The 19,829-nt window shown below is 58.2% G+C and carries 19 protein-coding genes; 5 read left to right on the top strand and 14 right to left on the bottom strand.

The features are described 5' to 3' along the window. The first annotated feature begins 5 nt into the window (after window positions 1-5). Window positions 6-719 carry a DUF3108 domain-containing protein gene (locus AB4N91_RS05555; protein WP_077749780.1) on the top strand — a complete coding sequence of 238 codons (714 nt, stop codon included), beginning with the start codon at window positions 6-8 and terminating at the stop codon, window positions 717-719. 64 nt (window positions 720-783) lie between these two features. On the opposite strand, the gene AB4N91_RS05550 is transcribed toward AB4N91_RS05555, so the two are convergent. From AB4N91_RS05550 to AB4N91_RS05540, 3 genes are all read right to left on the bottom strand, one after another. Further along, complete coding sequence (locus AB4N91_RS05550) at window positions 784-1,962, bottom strand: trans-sulfuration enzyme family protein (RefSeq protein WP_077749779.1); 1,179 nt, start codon at window positions 1,960-1,962, stop codon at window positions 784-786. Further along, a complete protein-coding gene (locus AB4N91_RS05545; RefSeq protein ID WP_077749778.1) occupies window positions 1,959-3,335 on the bottom strand; it encodes a pyridoxal-phosphate dependent enzyme in 1,377 nt (458 codons plus the stop codon). Before AB4N91_RS05545 ends, AB4N91_RS05550 begins: the two co-directional genes overlap by 4 nt. Window positions 3,336-3,484: 149 nt before the next feature. Beyond that, window positions 3,485-4,489, bottom strand: coding sequence for an amidohydrolase family protein (locus AB4N91_RS05540; protein ID WP_154912292.1), 1,005 nt, complete (start codon window positions 4,487-4,489; stop codon window positions 3,485-3,487). 148 nt (window positions 4,490-4,637) lie between these two features. Here AB4N91_RS05540 and AB4N91_RS05535 point away from each other — a divergent pair, with 148 nt between their 5' ends. Next, complete coding sequence (locus AB4N91_RS05535; RefSeq protein WP_010456822.1) at window positions 4,638-5,054, top strand: OsmC family protein; 417 nt, start codon at window positions 4,638-4,640, stop codon at window positions 5,052-5,054. Between the two features lie 61 nt (window positions 5,055-5,115). Then, complete coding sequence (locus AB4N91_RS05530) at window positions 5,116-5,976, top strand: pirin family protein (protein WP_154912291.1); 861 nt, start codon at window positions 5,116-5,118, stop codon at window positions 5,974-5,976. A 135-nt stretch (window positions 5,977-6,111) separates the two neighbouring features. On the opposite strand, the gene AB4N91_RS05525 is transcribed toward AB4N91_RS05530, so the two are convergent. The 4 genes from AB4N91_RS05525 to AB4N91_RS05510 all read right to left on the bottom strand — a co-directional run bounded on the left by AB4N91_RS05525 (window position 6,112) and on the right by AB4N91_RS05510 (window position 9,818). Beyond that, complete coding sequence (locus AB4N91_RS05525; RefSeq protein ID WP_010456825.1) at window positions 6,112-6,840, bottom strand: dienelactone hydrolase family protein; 729 nt, start codon at window positions 6,838-6,840, stop codon at window positions 6,112-6,114. Between the two features lie 66 nt (window positions 6,841-6,906). Next, a complete protein-coding gene (gene htpG, locus AB4N91_RS05520) occupies window positions 6,907-8,811 on the bottom strand; it encodes a molecular chaperone HtpG (protein ID WP_102595537.1) in 1,905 nt (634 codons plus the stop codon). A gap of 81 nt (window positions 8,812-8,892) precedes the next feature. Further along, window positions 8,893-9,345, bottom strand: coding sequence for a PaaI family thioesterase (locus tag AB4N91_RS05515; RefSeq protein WP_460112167.1), 453 nt, complete (start codon window positions 9,343-9,345; stop codon window positions 8,893-8,895). Beyond that, entirely contained in the window at window positions 9,342-9,818 is a 477-nt protein-coding gene (locus AB4N91_RS05510; RefSeq protein WP_077749774.1) for a PaaI family thioesterase, read from the bottom strand. The genes AB4N91_RS05515 and AB4N91_RS05510 overlap by 4 nt, the downstream gene beginning before the upstream one ends. A 157-nt stretch (window positions 9,819-9,975) precedes the next feature. Between AB4N91_RS05510 and AB4N91_RS05505 the strand changes: the two genes are divergently transcribed. Further along, window positions 9,976-10,212, top strand: a complete 237-nt coding sequence (locus AB4N91_RS05505; RefSeq protein ID WP_102595532.1) for a hypothetical protein — start codon at window positions 9,976-9,978, stop codon at window positions 10,210-10,212. Window positions 10,213-10,280: 68 nt separating this feature from the next. On the opposite strand, the gene AB4N91_RS05500 is transcribed toward AB4N91_RS05505, so the two are convergent. Continuing rightward, window positions 10,281-10,682 (bottom strand): MAPEG family protein, encoded by a 402-nt coding sequence (locus AB4N91_RS05500; protein ID WP_010456836.1) that lies wholly within the window; start codon window positions 10,680-10,682, stop codon window positions 10,281-10,283. After that, window positions 10,682-11,419 carry a DUF599 domain-containing protein gene (locus tag AB4N91_RS05495; protein ID WP_010456838.1) on the bottom strand — a complete coding sequence of 246 codons (738 nt, stop codon included), beginning with the start codon at window positions 11,417-11,419 and terminating at the stop codon, window positions 10,682-10,684. Before AB4N91_RS05495 ends, AB4N91_RS05500 begins: the two co-directional genes overlap by 1 nt. A 228-nt stretch (window positions 11,420-11,647) precedes the next feature. On the opposite strand from AB4N91_RS05495, the gene AB4N91_RS05490 reads away from it, so the two are divergent. Then, window positions 11,648-12,955 (top strand): NHL repeat-containing protein, encoded by a 1,308-nt coding sequence (locus tag AB4N91_RS05490; protein WP_460112166.1) that lies wholly within the window; start codon window positions 11,648-11,650, stop codon window positions 12,953-12,955. Between the two features lie 87 nt (window positions 12,956-13,042). Here the strand turns inward: AB4N91_RS05490 and brnQ are convergent, their stop codons facing one another. The 5 genes from brnQ to odhB form a co-directional block, all read right to left on the bottom strand. Continuing rightward, a complete protein-coding gene (gene brnQ, locus AB4N91_RS05485) occupies window positions 13,043-14,356 on the bottom strand; it encodes a branched-chain amino acid transport system II carrier protein (RefSeq protein WP_010456842.1) in 1,314 nt (437 codons plus the stop codon). Window positions 14,357-14,820: 464 nt separating this feature from the next. Then, on the bottom strand, window positions 14,821-15,702 hold the full coding sequence (gene sucD / locus AB4N91_RS05480) for a succinate--CoA ligase subunit alpha (RefSeq protein WP_008148605.1): 882 nt from the start codon (window positions 15,700-15,702) through the stop codon (window positions 14,821-14,823). After that, window positions 15,702-16,868: an ADP-forming succinate--CoA ligase subunit beta gene (sucC, locus tag AB4N91_RS05475; RefSeq protein ID WP_008148602.1), complete on the bottom strand. Its 1,167-nt coding sequence runs from the start codon at window positions 16,866-16,868 to the stop codon at window positions 15,702-15,704. Before sucC ends, sucD begins: the two co-directional genes overlap by 1 nt. Window positions 16,869-17,064: 196 nt before the next feature. Next, window positions 17,065-18,501 carry a dihydrolipoyl dehydrogenase gene (gene lpdA, locus AB4N91_RS05470; RefSeq protein ID WP_077749772.1) on the bottom strand — a complete coding sequence of 479 codons (1,437 nt, stop codon included), beginning with the start codon at window positions 18,499-18,501 and terminating at the stop codon, window positions 17,065-17,067. A 107-nt stretch (window positions 18,502-18,608) separates the two neighbouring features. Continuing rightward, window positions 18,609-19,829, bottom strand: a complete 1,221-nt coding sequence (gene odhB, locus AB4N91_RS05465) for a 2-oxoglutarate dehydrogenase complex dihydrolipoyllysine-residue succinyltransferase (RefSeq protein WP_010456848.1) — start codon at window positions 19,827-19,829, stop codon at window positions 18,609-18,611.

Genomic DNA, 19,829 nt, shown 5'->3' with positions numbered 1-19,829 from the left:
ATTTTATGCGTCGCGCCCTGCTCTTCGCTTGCGCTCTGTTTGCCCTGCCTTTCGCGCAGGCTGCAGACCTTCAACCTTTCTCCGCCAGCTACACCGCCGACTGGAAGCAGCTGCCCATGAGTGGCACGGCTGAACGCAGCCTGACCCAGGGTGCCAACGGTGTTTGGAAGCTCAGCTTCAAGGCCTCGATGATGATCGCCAGCCTGACAGAAGAAAGCACCCTGACCCTGGACAAGGACACGTTGCTGCCCCAGTCCTACCACTTCGAACGCGGTGGTCTGGGTAAAGCCAAGAAAGCCGACCTGGACTTCGACTGGACCAACAAAATGGTCACTGGCACCGATCGCGGTGATGCGGTCAAGATCCCGCTGAACCGTGGCATGGTCGACAAATCCACCTATCAGCTGGCCCTGCAACACGATGTGGCCGCCGGCAAAAAAAGCATGAGCTATCAGGTCGTCGATGATGGCGAAGTCGATACGTATGACTTCCGCGTGCTGGGTTCGGAGAAAGTCGACACCAAGGCCGGCCAGATCGATGCGATCAAGGTCGAGCGCGTGCGCGACCCGACGCAAAGCAAGCGCATCACCGTCCTGTGGTTCGCCAAGGATTGGGATTACCTGCTGGTTCGCCTGCAACAGGTCGAAACCGATGGCAAGGAGTACAACATCATGCTCCTCGACGGTACGGTCAACGGCAAGGCTGTCAAAGGCAGCTGATCCGGGCCTGAACAAAAATCCGGAATCCCTCAGGGATTCCGGATTTTTTTATGCCTGCTGAACGTCAAATCCGCGCCAGCGCCTGAGCCAGGTCAGCGCGCAGATCCTCGACATCCTCGACCCCCACGGACAAACGCACCAACGCATCGCCGATCCCGAGTTGTGCACGAGTGTCTGCGGGGATGGTGGCATGCGTCATGATTGCCGGATGCTCGATCAGGCTTTCCACCCCGCCCAGGCTCTCGGCCAGGGCAAATATCTGCACATTTTCAAGGAAGCGTCTGGCGCCAGCCAGGTCGCTGTTCAGGTCGAGGGAAATCATCCCGCCAAATCCACGCATCTGCTGCCGCGCCAATTCGTGCTGCGGGTGCGACGGCAAGCCCGGATAGTAAACGCGTGCCACTTGCGGCTGACGCTCCAGCCATTGCGCCAGCTCCAGCGCGTTACTGCAATGACGCTCCATGCGCAACGCCAGGGTCTTCACGCCGCGCAGGGTGAGGAACGCGTCAAACGGCCCGGCGATGGCACCTACCGCGTTCTGCAAAAAGCCCAGGCGCTCGGCCAGTTCGGCGTTCTGCCCGACCACCGCAATGCCGCCGATCACGTCGGAGTGGCCGTTCAGGTACTTGGTCGTCGAGTGCACCACGATATCGAAACCCAACTCCAGCGGGCGCTGGATCCACGGGCTGGCGAAGGTGTTGTCGGCGACACAGAGGATGCCGCGCTCGCGGCAGATACGCGCAATGGCGGCGAGATCAGAAAGGCGCAGCAAAGGATTGCTCGGCGTCTCGACACAGACCATCCGCGTGTCGTCCTGCAACGCCGCTTCGAAGGCGGACAGGTCGGTCAGGTCGACGTAGCTGAAGCGATGCCCGGCGCTGCGCTGACGGACTTTGTCAAACAGCCGGAACGTTCCGCCGTACAGGTCGTTGCCGGAGACGATGTGCGCGTTGGCATCAAGCAGTTCGAGCACCGTGGAAATCGCCGCCAGCCCGGAGGCAAAGGCGAAGGCCCGGGTGCCGCCCTCGAGGTCCGCCACGCAACGCTCCAGCGCAAAGCGCGTCGGATTGTGCGAGCGGCCATAGTCGAGGCCCTTATGCACGCCAGGGCTCTGCTGCAAGTAAGTGGAGTTGGCGTAGATCGGCGGCATCAGCGCCCCGGTGGAAGGATCCGGCGTCTGTCCGGCATGGATCACACGGGTGCCGAAGGCGCGGGGCGCGCCGGATTCATCGTGCTGACTCATGTAAGCGATCTCCGTAAGTGATTAAGCAGGTCGACTCGCGTAATCAGGCCATGGAAGCCCGAGGCGTCGGCGATGATCGCCACCAGCCCACGATCGAGCTCCGCCTGCAGTTCGGCCAGACTGGCGTTTGCCGGCAGGGTTTGTAACTTGTCAGTCATGGCGCTGGCTACGGGCATGCGCAAGTGCGAAGCGTCTTCGTGCACGCCCAGCAGAATATCGGATTCGTCGATCACGCCGACCAGCCGCTTGCCGTCCGCCAGCACCGGCAATTGCGATACATCCGCCAGGCGCATGCGCTGGAAGGCGGTGAGCAGCGTGTCGTCGGGGCCGACGCTGATGACGCGGCCATCCTCGAAACGCCGCGCGATCAGGTCGCGCAGATCGCCGTAGCGCTTGTATTGCAGCAGGCCCTGATCGTTCATCCATTGGTCGTTGTAGACCTTCGACAGGTAACGGGTGCCGGTGTCGCAGACGAAGCTGACCACCCGTTTCGGCTCGGTCTGCTCGCGGCAATAACGCAGCGCCGCCGCCAGCAAAGTGCCAGTCGAGGAACCGCCGAGAATGCCTTCGGCACGCAGCAGTTGACGGGCGTGATCGAAGCTTTCCTCGTCGCTGATCGAATAGGCGTGGCGCACGCTGGAAAGGTCGGCAATCGATGGAATGAAGTCTTCGCCGATGCCTTCCACCGCCCATGAACCGGCCTTGCCGAGGGTGCCGCTGCGGCTGTACTCGGCCATCACCGAACCGACCGGATCGGCCAGCACCATTTCCAGGTTCGGTTGCACGCGTTGAAAGAAGCGCGTCAGCCCGGTCAGGGTGCCGGCCGAACCGACGCCGACGACAATGGCATCCAGATCATGCTGGGTCTGTGCCCAGATCTCCGGCGCGGTGCTGCATTCGTGGGCCAGCGGATTGGCCGGGTTGTTGAACTGGTCGGCGAAGAATGCATCAGGAATCTCCTGCGCCAGCCGCGCCGCCACGTCCTGATAGTAATCGGGATGACCCTTGCCGACGTCGGAACGGGTGATGTGCACCTCGGCACCCATGGCCTTGAGGTGCAACACCTTCTCGGTGGACATTTTGTCCGGCACCACCAGCACCACTCGATAGCCTTTGGCACGGCCGACCAGGGCCAGGCCGAGGCCGGTGTTGCCGGCGGTGGCTTCGACGATGGTGCCGCCGGGTTGCAGACGGCCATCGCGTTCGGCGGCATCGATCATCGCCAGACCGATGCGGTCCTTGATCGAACCGCCGGGGTTCTGTGATTCGAGTTTGAGAAACAGCGTACACGGGCCGGTATCGAAACGGCTGACGCGCACCAGCGGCGTATTGCCAATCAGTTCAAGCACGGCAGGGCGGGAGTCGTTTGGCATGTCGTTACCTCGCTGCGAGAATCCGCACTGGATGGACAGCAACCGGCATCGGGTCTTCGTGCGCCAGTCACCAGTAATGCCTCGCAAGGAACATAGGCAGGGAATGCGCTATCCGCAACCGTGCGCAGCCAACCGGTAGCGTCGCAGCCTTAACGGTTGCGCGGCAGAATCGACAGAAAATTGTCCCGCGCGACTTTTCTCGCCACCTGCTCAGGCAAGGCGTCGAGAAACGGGTCGAAGCTGCGCATTTCCTTACCCAGCTTGTTGAAACGTCCCACCACATCAGAGCCGAGCATGAAGCGATCCGGGAAGCGCTCCACCAGTCCCAGCCAGGCTTCAGAAGGCTTGCCCTGCTCATCCAGCAGGTAAGGCGTCAGCATGCTCCAGGACAGGTCGATGTAAAGATTGGGGTAGGCCTCGAGCATTCGGCTCAGGGTCGGCAACAGAAAATCCAGTCGGGTTTGATGCCGATGGACCTCGGCGCTGGTGCCTGCGTGCGCCCAAATGAATCGTGTATGCGGATGATTACGCAACGGCTCCTCGACTTCCGACAGGTACAGCGGATTTTTCTCACGCTTGGAGGTGATGTTGGAGTGCAGCATCACCGGCAAGTCGTTCTCCGCCGCGAGGTGATAGATCCGCGTCATCGCTTCGTTGTTGGCCCGTGGCGTGTCGCCAGCGGTCAGCGCGGTCAGGTCATCGTGCCGGGTAAACACTTCGCCGATCCCCTGCCAAAGCCCCGGATAGAGATCGAGCATTCGCTGGATGTGCGCTGCGGAGTTTTTGTCGTTGGGGTTGAAACCGGACAGGAACGGGTGAAAGCGCTGACGCTGCTCGGGGGTCAATTTGTTTACCGCTGCCGCGACGATCACATCCGTCGCGCTGTACCAATAGGCATCGGCGTCATCACCGGCGTAATAGCGCGGGCGCTTCGGTTCGTCTTCGTGCCATTTCTTCGCCACCGGGATCCCGGAAATCATCACATGATCAATGGCATTGTCGTCCATGGCCTTGAGCAATGTCGGCATGCCGGCGGTTTCCTGAAAAAAGTCCACGTAATGCAGGTGCGCATCGCTGTAGGCGTATTCGCGTGCATTGACGTAAGCACTGGATAGCACCAGCAAACAGGCAAGGCTCAAACGGAACAGGGGCACGGGCATTCTCCGGGGGCAGGAAAGACGTAGACCTTTGCACACTCAAGACGGTTCAGCCGGTAAGAAAGTGGAACGCGCATCGTCAGGAATGCTCTATAACTTCGAGGTCTGTTTTGATCGAATGACTTTTTAGCCTGGGAGGCTCCCAATGACCGTTACCGTCAATACCGTTTCCGCCGAAGGTTTTCGCCACAGCGTCCAGATCGATGACCACGAGCTTTTTGCCGATGTGCCGACCACGTCTGGCGGCGAAGGCTCGGCCCCTGAGCCACACGACTACTTCGACGCGGCCCTGGGTGCCTGCAAGGCCCTGACACTGAAGCTGTACGCAAAGAAGAAAGACATTCCGCTGACCGGCGTCACGGTTGAAGTCAAACGTGACAACAGCGAAGAGCAAAAAGGCAAATATGCCCTGCACGTCAAACTGACCCTCAAGGGCGTGCTCACCGACGCCCAGCGCGACGAGTTGCACCGCGTGGCCGACCGCTGCCCGGTACACAAGCTGATGACCAGCACCGAGGTGAGCATCGAAACCCATCTCTCCGAAGGTGCCTTCAGCCAATAGCGGCAAGGGCTGCGCAAGCGGGTTATGCTCCACGCGTCACCCGCTCAGCCTGGAATGCACCATGAACACGCCACTCGTGATCCGCCCTCGCGCCGAAGATGTCGAGGGCCAACCGATTCTGCGCCCGCTGCCGTCAGCCAAATGCCGCAGCGTCGGGCCTTTCGTCTTTTTCGACCACATGCTCGAAACCCGTTATGCGGCGGGAACAGGCATGAACATCCGTCAGCACCCGCACATTGGCCTGTCCACCCTCACCTATTTGTTCGAAGGAAAAATCCAGCACAAGGACAGCCTCGGCTCCGATCAGGTGGTCGATGCCGGCGATGTCAGCTGGATGACGGCGGGCAGTGCAATTGCTCACGTTGAACGCACACCTGAAACCTTGAAGGAAAGCGGCTTCACGATGCACGGTTTGCAGGTTTGGCTCGCCTCCCCCAAGACGCAGGAACAGGGGCCCGGCCACTACAGCCATCATCCGGCGTCGACGTTGCCGGTCAGCGATAACCTTGGCGTGAAGATCCGCATGATTGCCGGGTCAGGCTTTTGCCTGGAATCGCCGGTGCCGGTGCTTTCTCCTACGCTGTATGCGGAATTGAACCTGCAAACGGCGACCACCTTGCTGATCCCGACCGAGCATGAAGAGCGGGCACTTTATGTGCTCAGCGGCGACGCACAGCTTGACGGCGAGCTGCTGGAGCCGCATGCGCTGGTGGTGCTGCCTGCCGGAGAGGAAATGACGTTGTTCGCCGAGAGCGACTGTCATGCCGTGCTGTTTGGTGGGGCACCGCTGGACGGGCCGCGGCGAATCAACTGGAATTTTGTGGCGAGCGATCCGGCGGCGATCGATGAAGCGCGACGACGCTGGGCGGCTGGGGATTGGCCGACGGTGCCGGGGGAAAGCGAGCGGATCGAGCTGCCTTAGCATCGTCGGTAGCAGTAACACCGCCATCGCGAGCAGGCTCACTCCTACAAGGGAGAATGCATTCCAATTGTAGGAGTGAGCCTGCTCGCGATGAGGTCGGCCCTGACACCGAGAGTGTCAGGGCGGAATCAGCTATCAGTCTTTAAAAACTTCATCCAGCAGATTGTGCATCGAAGTAAACGCCCGAGCCGCCGTCTTCGCGTCATACATCATCTTGCCCGGCACATTCGCATGCGGGTCAGTAAACGAATGCACCGCGCCGCCGTAACTCAGCAGTTGCCAATCCACGCCCGCCGCATTCATTTCCTCTTCAAACGCCGGCAATTGCTCTTTCGGCACCAGCGGGTCGGATGCACCGTGCAACACCAGCACCGAGCCCTTGATGGTTTTAGCATCGTTGACGTTCGGCGTATCCAGCGTGCCATGGAACGAAACCGCCGCTTTTACCGGCGCGCCCGTGCGGGCCAGTTCCAGTGCGCAGCAACCGCCGAAGCAGAAACCGAAGGTCGCCAGTTTCGAGGTATCAACCGCCGCCTCGCCCTGCCCTTGCAACTGTTCGAACGCCGCTTGCATGCGCTTGCGCAGCAAGGCGCGGTCGTTCTTGAGCGGCATCATCGCTGCACCCGCCTCGTCGCCATTCTGTGGACGCACCGACTGGCCGTACAGGTCGGCGATCAACACCACATAACCCTTGGCCGCCACCGATTTGGCGATCTCCTCGGCACCGGCGCTGACACCCATCCAGTTCGGCGCCATCAACAGACCGGGGCGCGGGCCTTTGTGGTCGGCATCGAACGCCAGACGGCTTTCATACGACTGGCCATCAAGCTGATAAGCGACGGAACGAACAGTGATTTGGCTCATGACTAACTCCCAGTAAAAGACACCAGAATGAAAAAACCCGCCGAAGCGGGTTTTTTTACAACTCGGTTAAACCGACAGTTCAACCAGCAGCTTGTTGAGGCGGCGCACATACGCGGCCGGGTCTTTCAAGCTGTCGCCGGCTGCCAGTGCCGCCTGATCGAAGAGAATGTGCGACAGGTCGCCGAAGCGTTCATCGCTCTGCTCGTTGTCGAGTTTCTCGATCAGCGGGTGAGCCGGGTTGAATTCGAAGATCGGCTTCGAATCCGGAACCTTCTGACCGCTGGCTTCCAGGATCTGACGCATCTGCATGCCCAGGTCCTGCTCGCCGATGGCCAGGATCGCCGGGGAATCGGTCAGACGGTGGGAAACCCGTACTTCGGCGACGGATTCGCCCAGTGCAGTTTTCAGACGCTCAACCAGGCCCTCTTTGGACTTGGCGACTTCTTCCGCAGCTTTCTTGTCTTCTTCCGAATCCAGGTTGCCCAGGTCCAGGTCACCGCGCGCCACGTCGACAAAGCTCTTGCCGTCGAAGTCGCTGAGGTAGCTCATCAGCCACTCATCAATGCGGTCGGTCAGCAGCAGCACTTCGATGCCTTTCTTGCGGAAGACTTCCAGGTGCGGGCTGTTTTTGACCTGCGCGTAGGTTTCGCCGGTCAGGTAGTAGATCTTGTCCTGACCTTCCTTGGCGCGCGCCAGGTACTCGGCCAGCCCCACAACCTGCTCGCCTTCTTCACCCTGAGTGGAGGCGAAACGCAGCAGGCCAGCGATTTTCTCTTTGTTGGCGAAGTCTTCTGCCGGGCCTTCTTTCATGACCTGGCCGAAGTTCTTCCAGAAGCCTTTGTATTGCTCAGGCTCGTTCTTCGCCAGTTTTTCCAGCATGTCCAGCACGCGCTTGGTCAGCGCCGACTTCATGGAGTCGATGATCGGGTCTTTCTGCAGGATTTCCCGCGACACGTTCAGCGACAGGTCGTTGGAGTCGACCACGCCTTTGATGAAGCGCAGGTACAGCGGCAGGAACGACTCGGCCTGATCCATGACAAATACGCGCTGTACATAGAGCTTCAGGCCTTTCGGCGCTTCACGCTGGTACAGGTCGAACGGAGCACGGGTCGGCACGTACAGCAGCGAGCTGTATTCGAGCTTGCCTTCGACCTTGTTATGGCTCCAGCTCAGCGGATTTTCGAAGTCATGAGCGATGTGCTTGTAGAACTCCTGGTATTCCTCGTCCTTGATCTCGGTGCGAGGACGAGTCCACAGGGCGCTGGCGCGGTTGACGGTTTCCCATTCAACTGCAGGCTTCTCTTCACCTTCGACAGCTGCCACTTCTTTCGGCAACTCGATCGGCAGAGCGATGTGGTCGGAGTACTTCTTGATGATGTTGCGCAGACGCCAGCCATCGGCGAATTCGTCTTCACCGGATTTCAGGTGCAGGACGATACGGGTGCCGCGCTCGGCTTTCTCAACGGTGGCAACTTCAAAATCGCCTTCACCTTTGGACGACCAATGCACGCCTTCGCTGGCAGCAGAACCGGCACGACGGCTGAACACGTCAACTTTGTCAGCGACGATGAAGGCCGAGTAGAAACCGACACCAAACTGACCGATCAGGTGCGAGTCTTTCTTCTGATCGCCAGACAGGTGTTTCATGAAATCAGCAGTGCCGGATTTGGCGATGGTCCCCAGGTGGGTAATCGCGTCTTCACGGCTCATGCCGATGCCGTTGTCTTCGAGGGTGACGGTCTTGGCGTCCTTGTCGAAGCTCACACGGATTTTCAGTTCGGCGCCACCTTCCAGCAGTTCAGGCTTGGACAGGGCTTCGAAACGTAATTTGTCGACAGCGTCAGAGGCGTTCGAGATCAATTCGCGAAGGAAAATTTCCTTGTTGGAATACAGCGAATGGATCATGAGGTGCAGCAGTTGCTTCACCTCGGTCTGGAAGCCCAGGGTTTCCTTTTGAGTTTCCACACTCATGGTCATCAAACTCCAATCAGATGGCAGTGGCCGCGACCTGAAGGGTCGGCGGCGGGTTGTCATCAGAGTTTGGGGCTGAGTTCAGGATTTCAAGGGCTCTTCAATTTTGAAATGACCGCGGGCGGTGGCAATCGGCTCGGCTTCGGTGGTTTGCCAGGCTGTAATCGCCACGTTTGCCACGCGTCGGCCCTGGCGGCAAACCTGACATTTGGCCCACGTATCGCGAAACTGCCCGGCTCGCAGGTAGTCGAGGGAGAAATCGATGATCTTCGGTACACCGGGCGAGCCGGTGAAAATCAGCAGGTGCAGCGCTGCGGACAGCTCCATGAACCCGGCGATCACCCCGCCATGGATGGCCGGCAGTAAAGGGTTACCAATGTTGTCCTTGTTGGCCGGCAAGCGAAACAGCAGCTCATCCCCGACACGGGAACACTCGATGCCGATCAGTTTGGCGTAAGGCAGCAGGTGCAGCAGCGAGGCATAGTCCCCCTGCGCGTGGGCTTGCTGGAGTTGCTCCTTGAAAGAGCCAGTCATTTCGCACCTCCGGCGATTGCACCGCCAAAACCCTTGGCGCCTTTGACGGCTTTGCCCATACGCATGAACGTGCCGACGACGTGGGCGATGGGCTGCTCGGGATCGTCCTGGTAGGCAAAGCCTCGGGCGAAGATCACGTCGGTTGTCACCCGGTAGCATTGGGCGAAACCGTAGACGTCCTTATGAGGCTCGGCGGCGTGCATGTAGTCGATGCGCAAATCGAGGGTCGGGCAGACTTCAAATTCGGGCAGGACGCAGAGGGTCGACATGCCACACGCGGTGTCCATCAGCGAGGTCAAAGCCCCGCCATGGATCACACCGGTCTGCGGGTTGCCGACGATTTGCGGGCTGTACGGCAGGATGACCGTCAGCCCTTCGTTGCTGGCGCTGTGAACCCGCAAACCCAACACCTGACAATGCCTGAGTGCCGAAAGAAATCGCGTCGCGCGCTCAAAAACGGGGTTTTCGGCCATGTGATAAACACTCTTCTTAATAGTCGGAAATCGTATTCGGCGTATTCGTAAAAGTTCCCGCAGGAATATTCTTATATATCTGAACGATTTGAGGAACTTAACCCTGAGGGCTGTGCTCGAAAGGCCAGTAGATATTTTCCATAAGGAGATACACCCCATGCGTAAGACTTTAGCTATTGCCTTGATGTTGACCGCTTCCCTCGGTCTCGCTGCTTGCGATAAAAAATCCGAGGACAAAGCTCAAGATGCTAACCAACATGCTGAGCAAGCCCAGCAAGACATGAACAAAGCTCAGGATAAAGTGAACGACGCTGCGAAAGAAAACGCCGAAGCTGCCAAAGCTCAGGCCGAATCGAACGAAGCCGCAGCAAAAGAAGAAGCACCTAAAAACTAAAATCGTTTTTAGCGTGATAAAAGAAAACCCGCCAAGTGCGGGTTTTCTTTTGCCTGTCATTCGGCCCGTCAGAGCAAAACAGTTCTAAAAGTCGGACTAATCATCAACAGCAACGAACACACTAGTCCGACGATCCATACCAGGCTGCGCTGCCAGGCAAGATCCGCCCAATAGCACAGTAAATAAATGATTCGGGAAATCACAAAGATGATGGCCAGCGAATCGATCAGCCACCCCGCCGTCTGCGTGGTGTGCGCCATCAACACCCCCACCGCAAACAATATGAACGCCTCGAAGCTGTTTTGATGCGCCGCCACTGCACGGGCGCCGAAACCTGTGAGTTGCGCCTGTTGCTGACGCGGCAGGTGATTGTTGTAACCGCCCTGCTCTTTCATGGCCTTGGTCACGGGCATGCGGGCCACGTAGATCAGCAAGGCGCTGATAAACACGCACCAGAACGGAATACTCATCAAGCGGCCTCTTTATTGGCTTCGGGCAATGGCGCCTCTGTAGGGGTATAGACCATCACATCGAGAACGTCGGAATGAAACTCCCGGCGATACAACACCAGCACCACGCCAGCACTCATCAACATGAACAGCCATGGGCTGACGAACCAGGCCAGCATGGTCATGCCAAAGTAGTAAGAACGCAGGCCAAAGTTGAACTGGTTGGCCGCCATGGAAATTACCCGGGCGGCTCGGGCGGCGAAGGCTTTGCGCTCTTGTTCGGACACGTGACGTTCGCCAATCATCGGCGCCGACCCGATCAAAATGGCGGCGAAGTTGTACTGGCGCATGCACCAGCTGAAGGTGAAGAACGCATAGACAAACACCAGCGCCAGGCACAGTAACTTGATCTCGGACATCCCCTGCGACGCCTGTTGCACCATCGGAATATCCGCCAGCAACGACACGGCCCGTTCCGACGCACCGAGTACGGTGAGAATGCCAGCCAGGATAATCAGCGTGCTGGAGGCAAAGAACGAGGCGTTACGCTCCAGGTTGCCGACCACGCTGGCGTCGGCGATGCGGTTGTCGCGCAAGAGCATGCGGCGCATCCAGTCTTCACGGTACAGGTGCAGCACACTGGCCAGGCATGCGGTGTCGCGGCCCTTCCATGAGGCATAGCGGGTGTAACCGCCCCAGCAGATGACAAACCACAGCGCGGCAACGATGTGGATGATATTGGCGTGGATGAACGACATGCAGGTCCTTAAACGTGGGCTGAAGTTGAGTTTTCAATACGAATTGGCTGTGCAAGGCAACCACTACCTCTCGCGTTCAACGTTACATAAGCGCTTGTTCAATGCAAAGTCGAAAAAGGGCGCACTTCATTAAATTCTATCGATTGAACATCATCAATAGCTGTCATATTTGACAGCTATTCAGTCTTATTTTTACCGGTTAGCCTCCAAGGTATCGCTTGTAGCCTCTTGAACTTTATCAATCGGCACCTGGAGAATTCCTATGCTCAGCCCCCAAAAAAATCAGCCGCGGCTTCTGATGAACAATGGCTTGATCCGTTTTTTGGGGAGGCTGGCGTAGCCTATCAATTTTCTGCAGGAAGTGACCCACTGCAAATTGTTTCCAGAAGACCCGACGATAAGTTACTTCTGGCAGGCGGCGTCTACTGGAAAGGTCATCAAGACTTCCAGCTTGTACAACTGCTGGAAGATGGCAGCCGGGATCCTGATTTTGCGGATGACGGAATACTCAAGGGCGGGTTTAAGGTTGGATCTCGGGCCTCTCTACACGGCGCCCAACTTTACAAAGATGGGAAGATCCTGGTCATTGGTACACACCGCGACGATATTGAGTATCTTGCTTTCGCGCGCTTTCTCGAAAACGGCAAACCTGATTACACGTTTGGCGATGAAGGTCTGGTACTGAATCCCTACCCAACCCACTTGAGTAACCTGGCCGTTTCAACCAGACCCCATCTTTCAATGACTCAACCAACCTCCAACACTGCAATCGGTCCCAATGGCGAGATCATAATGGCGGGTTGGATGAGCATCTTTCGATACGACCCAGACGGCAAACTTGATCTGTCATTTAACGGAAGCGGCAGCATCAATATCGATTTCGTCATCCATGCAGTCGGCGCGTCCGCTGATGGCGCCATTACTGTCGTCGGATCCAGCTCCGTAGGCTTTAGCCCTCAGAACGAAGGTATCGTCGCCCGCTTCAAAGCTGATGGAACTCCAGACAATTCCTTTGGGACGAGCGGCATCACGAGAACCCGCATCGACGAAGCCGATACAGTATTTTCAGGCCTGTTACTGCGCGAAGATGGCAGTACGTTCGTGACTGGCTCGTTGGACCGAACCCCGAACGATGTTTGGGGCAACGGCCGCCGGGGAGTGCTTGCAGCGTTTAATGGAAATGGTTGGCCGAATCTTGTTTTCAACGGTGGCAAAGCGGTGGTGTCCGAGTTGCCATCAAGCGCAGCCAACGCATGGTCTGACATTGGCGGAGACCCTGCACATGGAATTGTCGTCGTTGGCCTGTCAGGCGCGAGAAGCAGGGAGAGTACGCTGATCGCCCGTTATGAGGCTACGGGAAAACTCGACATCACGTTCGGCGACGAAGGCTTTCTGAATACCCGCTTTGGAAAAGATTACGAGTTCTGGAAATCGGTGGTTGTGCAACCCGATCAAAAAATCATTGCTTCGGGTGATTGCCGGTATTTTTTTGACAGGGCGACTGTAGCGCGGTTTCTAGCCACCAGAGAGAAGTAAATGGTGATAAAAAAATGCCCCGTATCGATTGATACGGGGCATTTCTATAGCGACTCAAGACCCGCTTGTGGCGGGCCATGAAGCAACTTAAGCCAGCACTTCTTCGCGCTTGCCCAGCAGACGATCGCAAACCACCGCAACCACCAAGGTCATCACCGACGGCACCAGCCACGCCAGACCTTGCTCGCTCAGCGGCAGGTGGGACAGCTGAGCTGGCATCCAGTCCGCCAGACCCGCCCCCTTGAGCGCATCGATCATGCCGAAGATGAACGACACCAACATCACAGGGCCAACGATACGGCCCTGTTCATGCCAGAAGTCTTTGCAGAAGCTCAGCGCGACCAGGGCGATGCAGGGCGGGTAAATCGCCGTCAGTACCGGGATCGAGAACGCAATCAGCTTGGTGAGGCCCAGGTTGGACACAAACAGGGAGAACACGGCGAGGATGATGACCAATGTCTTGTAGGACAGTGGCAGCACACGGCTGAAGTATTCGGCGCATGCACACGTCAGACCGACCGCGGTGACCAGACAGGCCAGGGAGATCAGCACCGCCAGGAAACCGCTGCCCAGCGAACCAAAGGTGTGCTGAACATAGGCGTGCAACACCGCGGCACCGTTAGCTGCACCGGCCGCCACTTCATGACTGCCGGAACCGAGACGAAACAGGCTGACATACACCAGCGCCAGGCCCACGCCGGCAATCAGCCCGGCAATGATCGCGTAGCGGGTGATCAGCGCTGGTGACTCGACGCCACGGGAGCGGATCGCGTTGACGATGACGATGCCGAACACCAGCGCGCCAAGGGTATCCATGGTCAGGTAACCGTTGATGAACCCTTGGGAGAACGGCGCCGCGACATACTCAGGCGTCGCCACGCCGATGTCACCGGCAGGCAGCGCGAATGCGGCGATGCCGAGTGCGGCCAGGGCGATGATCTTCAGGGGGGCGAGGAAACGTCCTACGGTATCCAGCAAACGGCCCGGATAGAGCGAAATGAAGAACACCAGCAGGAAGTACACCGAGCTGTAGAGGAACAGCGCCAGCGGGCTCTCGCCGGTCAGCGGCGCCAGACCCACTTCGAACGATACGGTCGCGGTACGCGGCGTGGCGAACAGCGGGCCGACCGCGAGGTAGCACGCAGCGGCCAGCAGGCCGCCGGCGATTTTGCCGATCGGGCTGCTCAAGGCATCCATCGCACCACCGACCTTGGCCAACGCAACCACGGTGATCACCGGCAAACCGACTGCCGTGATCAAGAAGCCTAGCGCCGCCATCCAGACATTGGGCCCGGACTGCAAACCGACGATAGGCGGGAAGATGATGTTGCCAGCCCCGACAAACAGGGCAAACGTCATAAAACCAAGTGCCAGGATGTCCTGACCTTTCAAGACTTTCATTAAGGAAATACCACACTACTGAATCGGAATTTAGAGAGGGATTTCCCTGAGGGGTGAGGGAAATGCTGTCGGTCCGTATAGGACTGACCCGTTTAGCGCGACGCTTCCTTGTGGGACGCAAACGCAAAAATGGCGGCTAGCCTAACGAATTTGCCCGACAAACGCACTGTTAAGGGGCGATCTATCCGATACGCGACATTTCCGTGTCGCGTTTACATATCTAATTTACCTAAGAAGAGCCCCGTGGCGAGGGAACTTGCTCCCGCTCGGCTGCGCAGCAGTCGTAAATCCATTGCATGCGGCGTACCGGACAACCTTCGATAGCCTGTTTTGGGGCCGCTTCGCAGCCCAGCGGGAGCAAGCGCCCTCGCCACAAAAAGCACTGCAAGTATCTAAACACCAGAAACGACAAAGGCCACCCGAAGGTGGCCTTTGTTTGGTGAAGCGTCAGCTAAGCGCGAGGCTTATTTGATCGCCCAACCGGTCAGCTCGGACAATGCCTTGCCGATGTCTGCCAGCGAACGCACGGTTTTAACACCTGCGTCTTCCAGGGCAGCAAACTTCTCGTCTGCAGTGCCTTTGCCGCCAGAGATGATTGCGCCAGCATGGCCCATGCGCTTGCCCGCAGGGGCAGTCACACCAGCGATGTAGGAAACAACCGGCTTGGTCACGTGTGCCTTGATGTAGGCAGCCGCTTCTTCTTCAGCCGAACCGCCGATCTCACCGATCATGACGATCGCTTCGGTCTTCGGGTCTTCCTGGAACAGCTTCAGGATGTCGATGAAGTTCGAACCCGGGATCGGGTCACCACCGATGCCGACGCAAGTAGACTGACCGAAACCGGCGTCAGTAGTTTGCTTCACAGCTTCGTAGGTCAGGGTGCCGGAACGGGAAACGATACCGACCTTGCCTGGCAAGTGAATGTGACCTGGCATGATGCCGATCTTGCATTCGCCTGGAGTGATCACGCCTGGGCAGTTAGGACCGATCAGGACTACGCCCAGCTCGTCGCACTTAACTTTAGCGTCCAGCATGTCCAGGGTAGGAATGCCTTCGGTGATGCAGACGATCAGCTTGATGCCGCCGAAAGCAGCTTCCAGGATCGAATCCTTGCAGAAAGGAGCCGGAACGTAGATCACGCTGGCGGTAGCGCCAGTGGCAGCTACAGCGTCTTTCACGGTGTTGAACACTGGCAGGCCCAGGTGCTCGGTGCCGCCTTTGCCTGGAGTTACGCCACCAACCATCTTGGTGCCGTATTCGATGGCTTGCTGGGTGTGGAAACTACCTTGCGAACCGGTAATACCCTGGCAGATAACTTTGGTGTCTTTATTGATCAGGACGCTCATTATTTGCCCTCCGCAGCTTTAACGACTTGTTGAGCAGCGTCGGTCAGGCTGGTAGCAGCGATGATGTTCAAACCGCTTTCTGCCAGTACTTTAGCGCCCAGCTCAGCGTTGTTGCCTTCAAGGCGAACAACAACCGGGATTTTCACGCCGACTTCTTTCACAGCGCCGATGATGCCTTCGGCAATCATGTCGCAACGAACGATGCCGCCGAAGATGTTGACCAATACTGCAGCGACGTTAGTGTCGGACAGGATGATCTTGAACGCTTCGGTAACGCGTTCTTTGGTAGCACCGCCGCCCACGTCGAGGAAGTTGGCTGGTTTGCCGCCATGCAGGTTGACGATGTCCATGGTACCCATGGCCAGGCCAGCACCGTTGACCATGCAACCGATGTTGCCTTCCAGCGCTACGTAGTTCAGTTCGAACTTGGCAGCGTGCGCTTCGCGCGGATCGTCTTGCGACGGATCGTGGAAAGTCTTCAGCTTAGGCTGACGGTACATGGCGTTGGCGTCGATGTTGATCTTGGCGTCGAGGCAATGCAGATCGCCGTCAGCCTTGATCACCAGCGGGTTCACTTCCAGCAGAGCCAGGTCGTGATCCTTGAACAGCTTGGCCAGACCTACGAAGATCTTGGCGAACTGAGCAACTTGCTTGCCTTCCAGACCCAGCTGGAATGCCAGCTCGCGACCCTGGAATGGCTGGGCGCCAACCAGTGGATCGATCGTGGCTTTCAGAATTTTTTCTGGAGTGTCGTGAGCGATTTTCTCGATGTCCACGCCACCTTCGGTGGAAGCCATGAACACGATGCGACGGCTCGAACGGTCAACGACAGCGCCCAGGTACAGCTCTTTAGCGATATCAGTGCACGATTCAACCAGGATCTTGGTGACTGGCTGGCCATTGGCGTCAGTCTGGTAAGTCACCAGGCGCTTGCCCAGCCACTGCTGTGCGAATGCCTTGGCGTCTTCTTTGCTGCGAACCAGCTTTACGCCGCCCGCTTTACCGCGACCACCAGCGTGGACCTGGGCTTTGACAACCCACTCGGTGCCGCCGATTTTGTCGCAAGCTTCTGCTGCTGCTTCCGGGGTGTCTACTGCGAAACCCTGGGATACTGGCAGGCCGTACTCAGCGAACAGCTGCTTACCCTGATACTCGTGAAGATTCATGCTTATTACCGTCTTCGTTAGGTACTGCGCATTCGGTGCTGCACTTGTTCAAGTGCCGCACCACCTGTGACTGCTGCTTGCGTAGCCTTTCCGGACAACCGGTGCAGCTACGCAAGACTGCGTCCAGCGGATATTCCGCGGTGAGTCTTGCATGCAAGGCTCACGACGGGCCATACCGCCGTGGTTTCTTATTGTCTTAACGCTTCTTGCGGTTGGCGATGTGGATGGCGCCGCCATTCACAGCCAGAGCAGCTTCGTGCAAGGCTTCAGACAGGGTCGGATGGGAGAAAACCATCATGCCCAGGTCTTCAGCGCTGGTGCCGAACTCCATGCCGATCGCGCCCTGCTGAACCAGTTCTGCAGCGCTCGGGCCAATCACGTGGACGCCCAATACGCGGTCAGTCTTGGCATCAGCAATGACTTTCACGAAACCGCCGGTGTCGTTGGCTGCCATGGCACGGCCACTGGCTGCGAACGGGAAGGTGCCAACGTTAACTTCAACGCCTTCAGCCTTCAATACCTGCTCGGTCTTGCCGACCCACGCGATTTCCGGGTGAGTATAAATAACAGACGGGATCAGGTCATAGTTGATTTGGGCTTTGTGGCCCTTGATGCGCTCAACCACCATGATGCCTTCTTCGGACGCCTTGTGCGCCAGCATCATGCCGCGAACCACGTCACCGATCGCGTAAACGCCCGGTACGCTGGTGGCGCACTGGTCGTCAACGAATACGAAACCGCGCTCGTCGATGTTCACACCGCTGTCGGCAGCCAACAGTTCGGTGGTCACTGGACGGCGACCAACGGCAACGATCAGCTTGTCGAAGGTGATGTTCTGTTCGCCGTTGGCATCGGTGTAGTTCACCACGACTTCGTCGCCGTTCACTTTGGAACCGGTAACGCGAGCGCCCAGCTTGATGTCCAGACCTTGTTTGGTCAGGGTCTTGAAGGCTTCTTTGGAAACGGCTTCGTCAGCGGCTGGCAGGAACTTTTCCAGCGCTTCCAGGACAACCACTTGCGAACCCAGACGCGACCAGACAGAACCCAGTTCCAGACCGATGACGCCAGCGCCGATCACGCCCAGACGCTTGGGAACGGATTGGAATTCCAGCGCGCCGGTCGAATCGACGATGACGTTCTGGTCAACCGGAGCCGGTGGAATGTCGATCGGACGCGAGCCCGAAGCCAGAATCACGTTCTCGGCTTCGATGATTTCAACGGTGCCGTCTGGCTTGGTCAGCTCGACTTTCTTGCCAGCCAGCAGTTTGCCGTGGCCTTGCAGGGAAGTGACGCCGTTCGCCTTGAACAGGGTGGCAACGCCAGAGGTCAGGCCTTTGACGATGTTGGCTTTACGGCCAACCATTGCCGCCACGTCCATGGTCACGCCAGCGTGATTGATGCCGTGGATCGCGAAGCCTTCTTTGGCTTCCTTGTACTTCCAGGAGCTGTCCAGCAGCGCCTTGGATGGAATGCAGCCGACGTTCAGGCAAGTACCGCCGAGGGCCAGTTTGCCTTCCTTGTCGGTGTATTTCTCGATGCAGGCAGTGGAGAGGCCCAGTTGCGCTGCTTTAATGGCAGCCACGTAGCCGCCAGGGCCCGCGCCAATCACTACCACGTCGAATTTCTGAGTCATAAAAAAGGTTCCCTTTTAGCAGCAAGCTTCAAGCCGCGAGCTGCAAGTTGAAGCCCATTCGCATGTTTTGCGCTTGAGGCTTGCAGCTTGCAGCTTGCAGCTGCTTTTTAGATATCCAGCAGCAAACGAGCCGGGTCTTCCAGCAGGTTCTTGATGGTAACCAGGAAGGTCACAGCTTCTTTGCCATCGATCAGACGGTGATCGTAGGACAGAGCGAGGTACATCATCGGACGGATCACGACCTGACCGTTGATCGCCATAGGACGCTGCAGAATGTTGTGCATGCCCAGGATGGCCGCTTGCGGCGGGTTGACGATCGGAGTCGACATCATCGAACCGAAAGTACCACCGTTGGTGATGGTGAACGTACCGCCGGTCATTTCGTCCATCGACAGTTTGCCGTCGCGAGCCTTCTTGCCGAAGGTGGCGATGCCGCCTTCGATTTCAGCCAGGCTCATCAGTTCGGCGTTACGCAGAACCGGTACAACCAGGCCGCGGTCGCTGGAAACAGCCACGCCGACGTCGGCATAACCGTGGTAAACGATGTCGGCACCGTCGATCGACGCGTTGACAGCCGGGAAGCGTTTCAGCGCTTCAGTGGCAGCCTTGACGAAGAACGACATGAAGCCCAGGCGCACGCCGTTGTGGGACTTCTCGAACAGGTCTTTGTACTTCGAACGCAGGGCCATGACTTCAGTCATGTCGACTTCGTTGAAGGTGGTCAGCATCGCCATGTTCGACTGGGCTTCTACCAGGCGCTTGGCCACGGTAGCGCGAACGCGGGTCATCGGAACGCGCTTCTCGATGCGGTCGCCAGCGGCGAACACAGGAGCAGCGGCAGCCGGAGCAGCAGCCTTGGCAGGCGCGGCAGCCGGAGCGGCTTTCTTGGCAGCAACGGCTGCAACCACGTCTTCCTTGGTCACACGACCGCCTTTGCCAGTGCCGGCAACGGAAGCGATGTTGATGCCGTTTTCTTCAGCCAGCTTGCGAGCAGCCGGTGCAGCAACAGGATCGTCTTCGCCTTCGGCGGCTGGCGCAGCAGCTTGTGCAGCAGCCGGAGCCGCGGCAGCAGCTGGAGCGGCAGCAGCGCCGCCCGCTTCGATGGAGCCCAGCACTTCGTCGGACAGAACGGTGTCGCCTTCGTTCTTGACGATAGCGCCCAGCACGCCGTCAGCGGTAGCCAACACTTCCAGCACAACCTTGTCGGTTTCGATGTCGACGATCAGGTCGTCACGCTTTACAGCGTCGCCCGGTTTTTTGTGCCAGGTGGCAACGGTGCCATCGGCAACCGATTCCGGGAAAGTGGGGGCTTTGATTTCGATAGCCAT

It is taken from the genome of Pseudomonas sp. H3_D04, from assembly GCF_054669175.1.
Note: the sequence above shows the minus strand (reverse complement) of the source record. Positions and strands in the feature narration are given on the sequence as shown.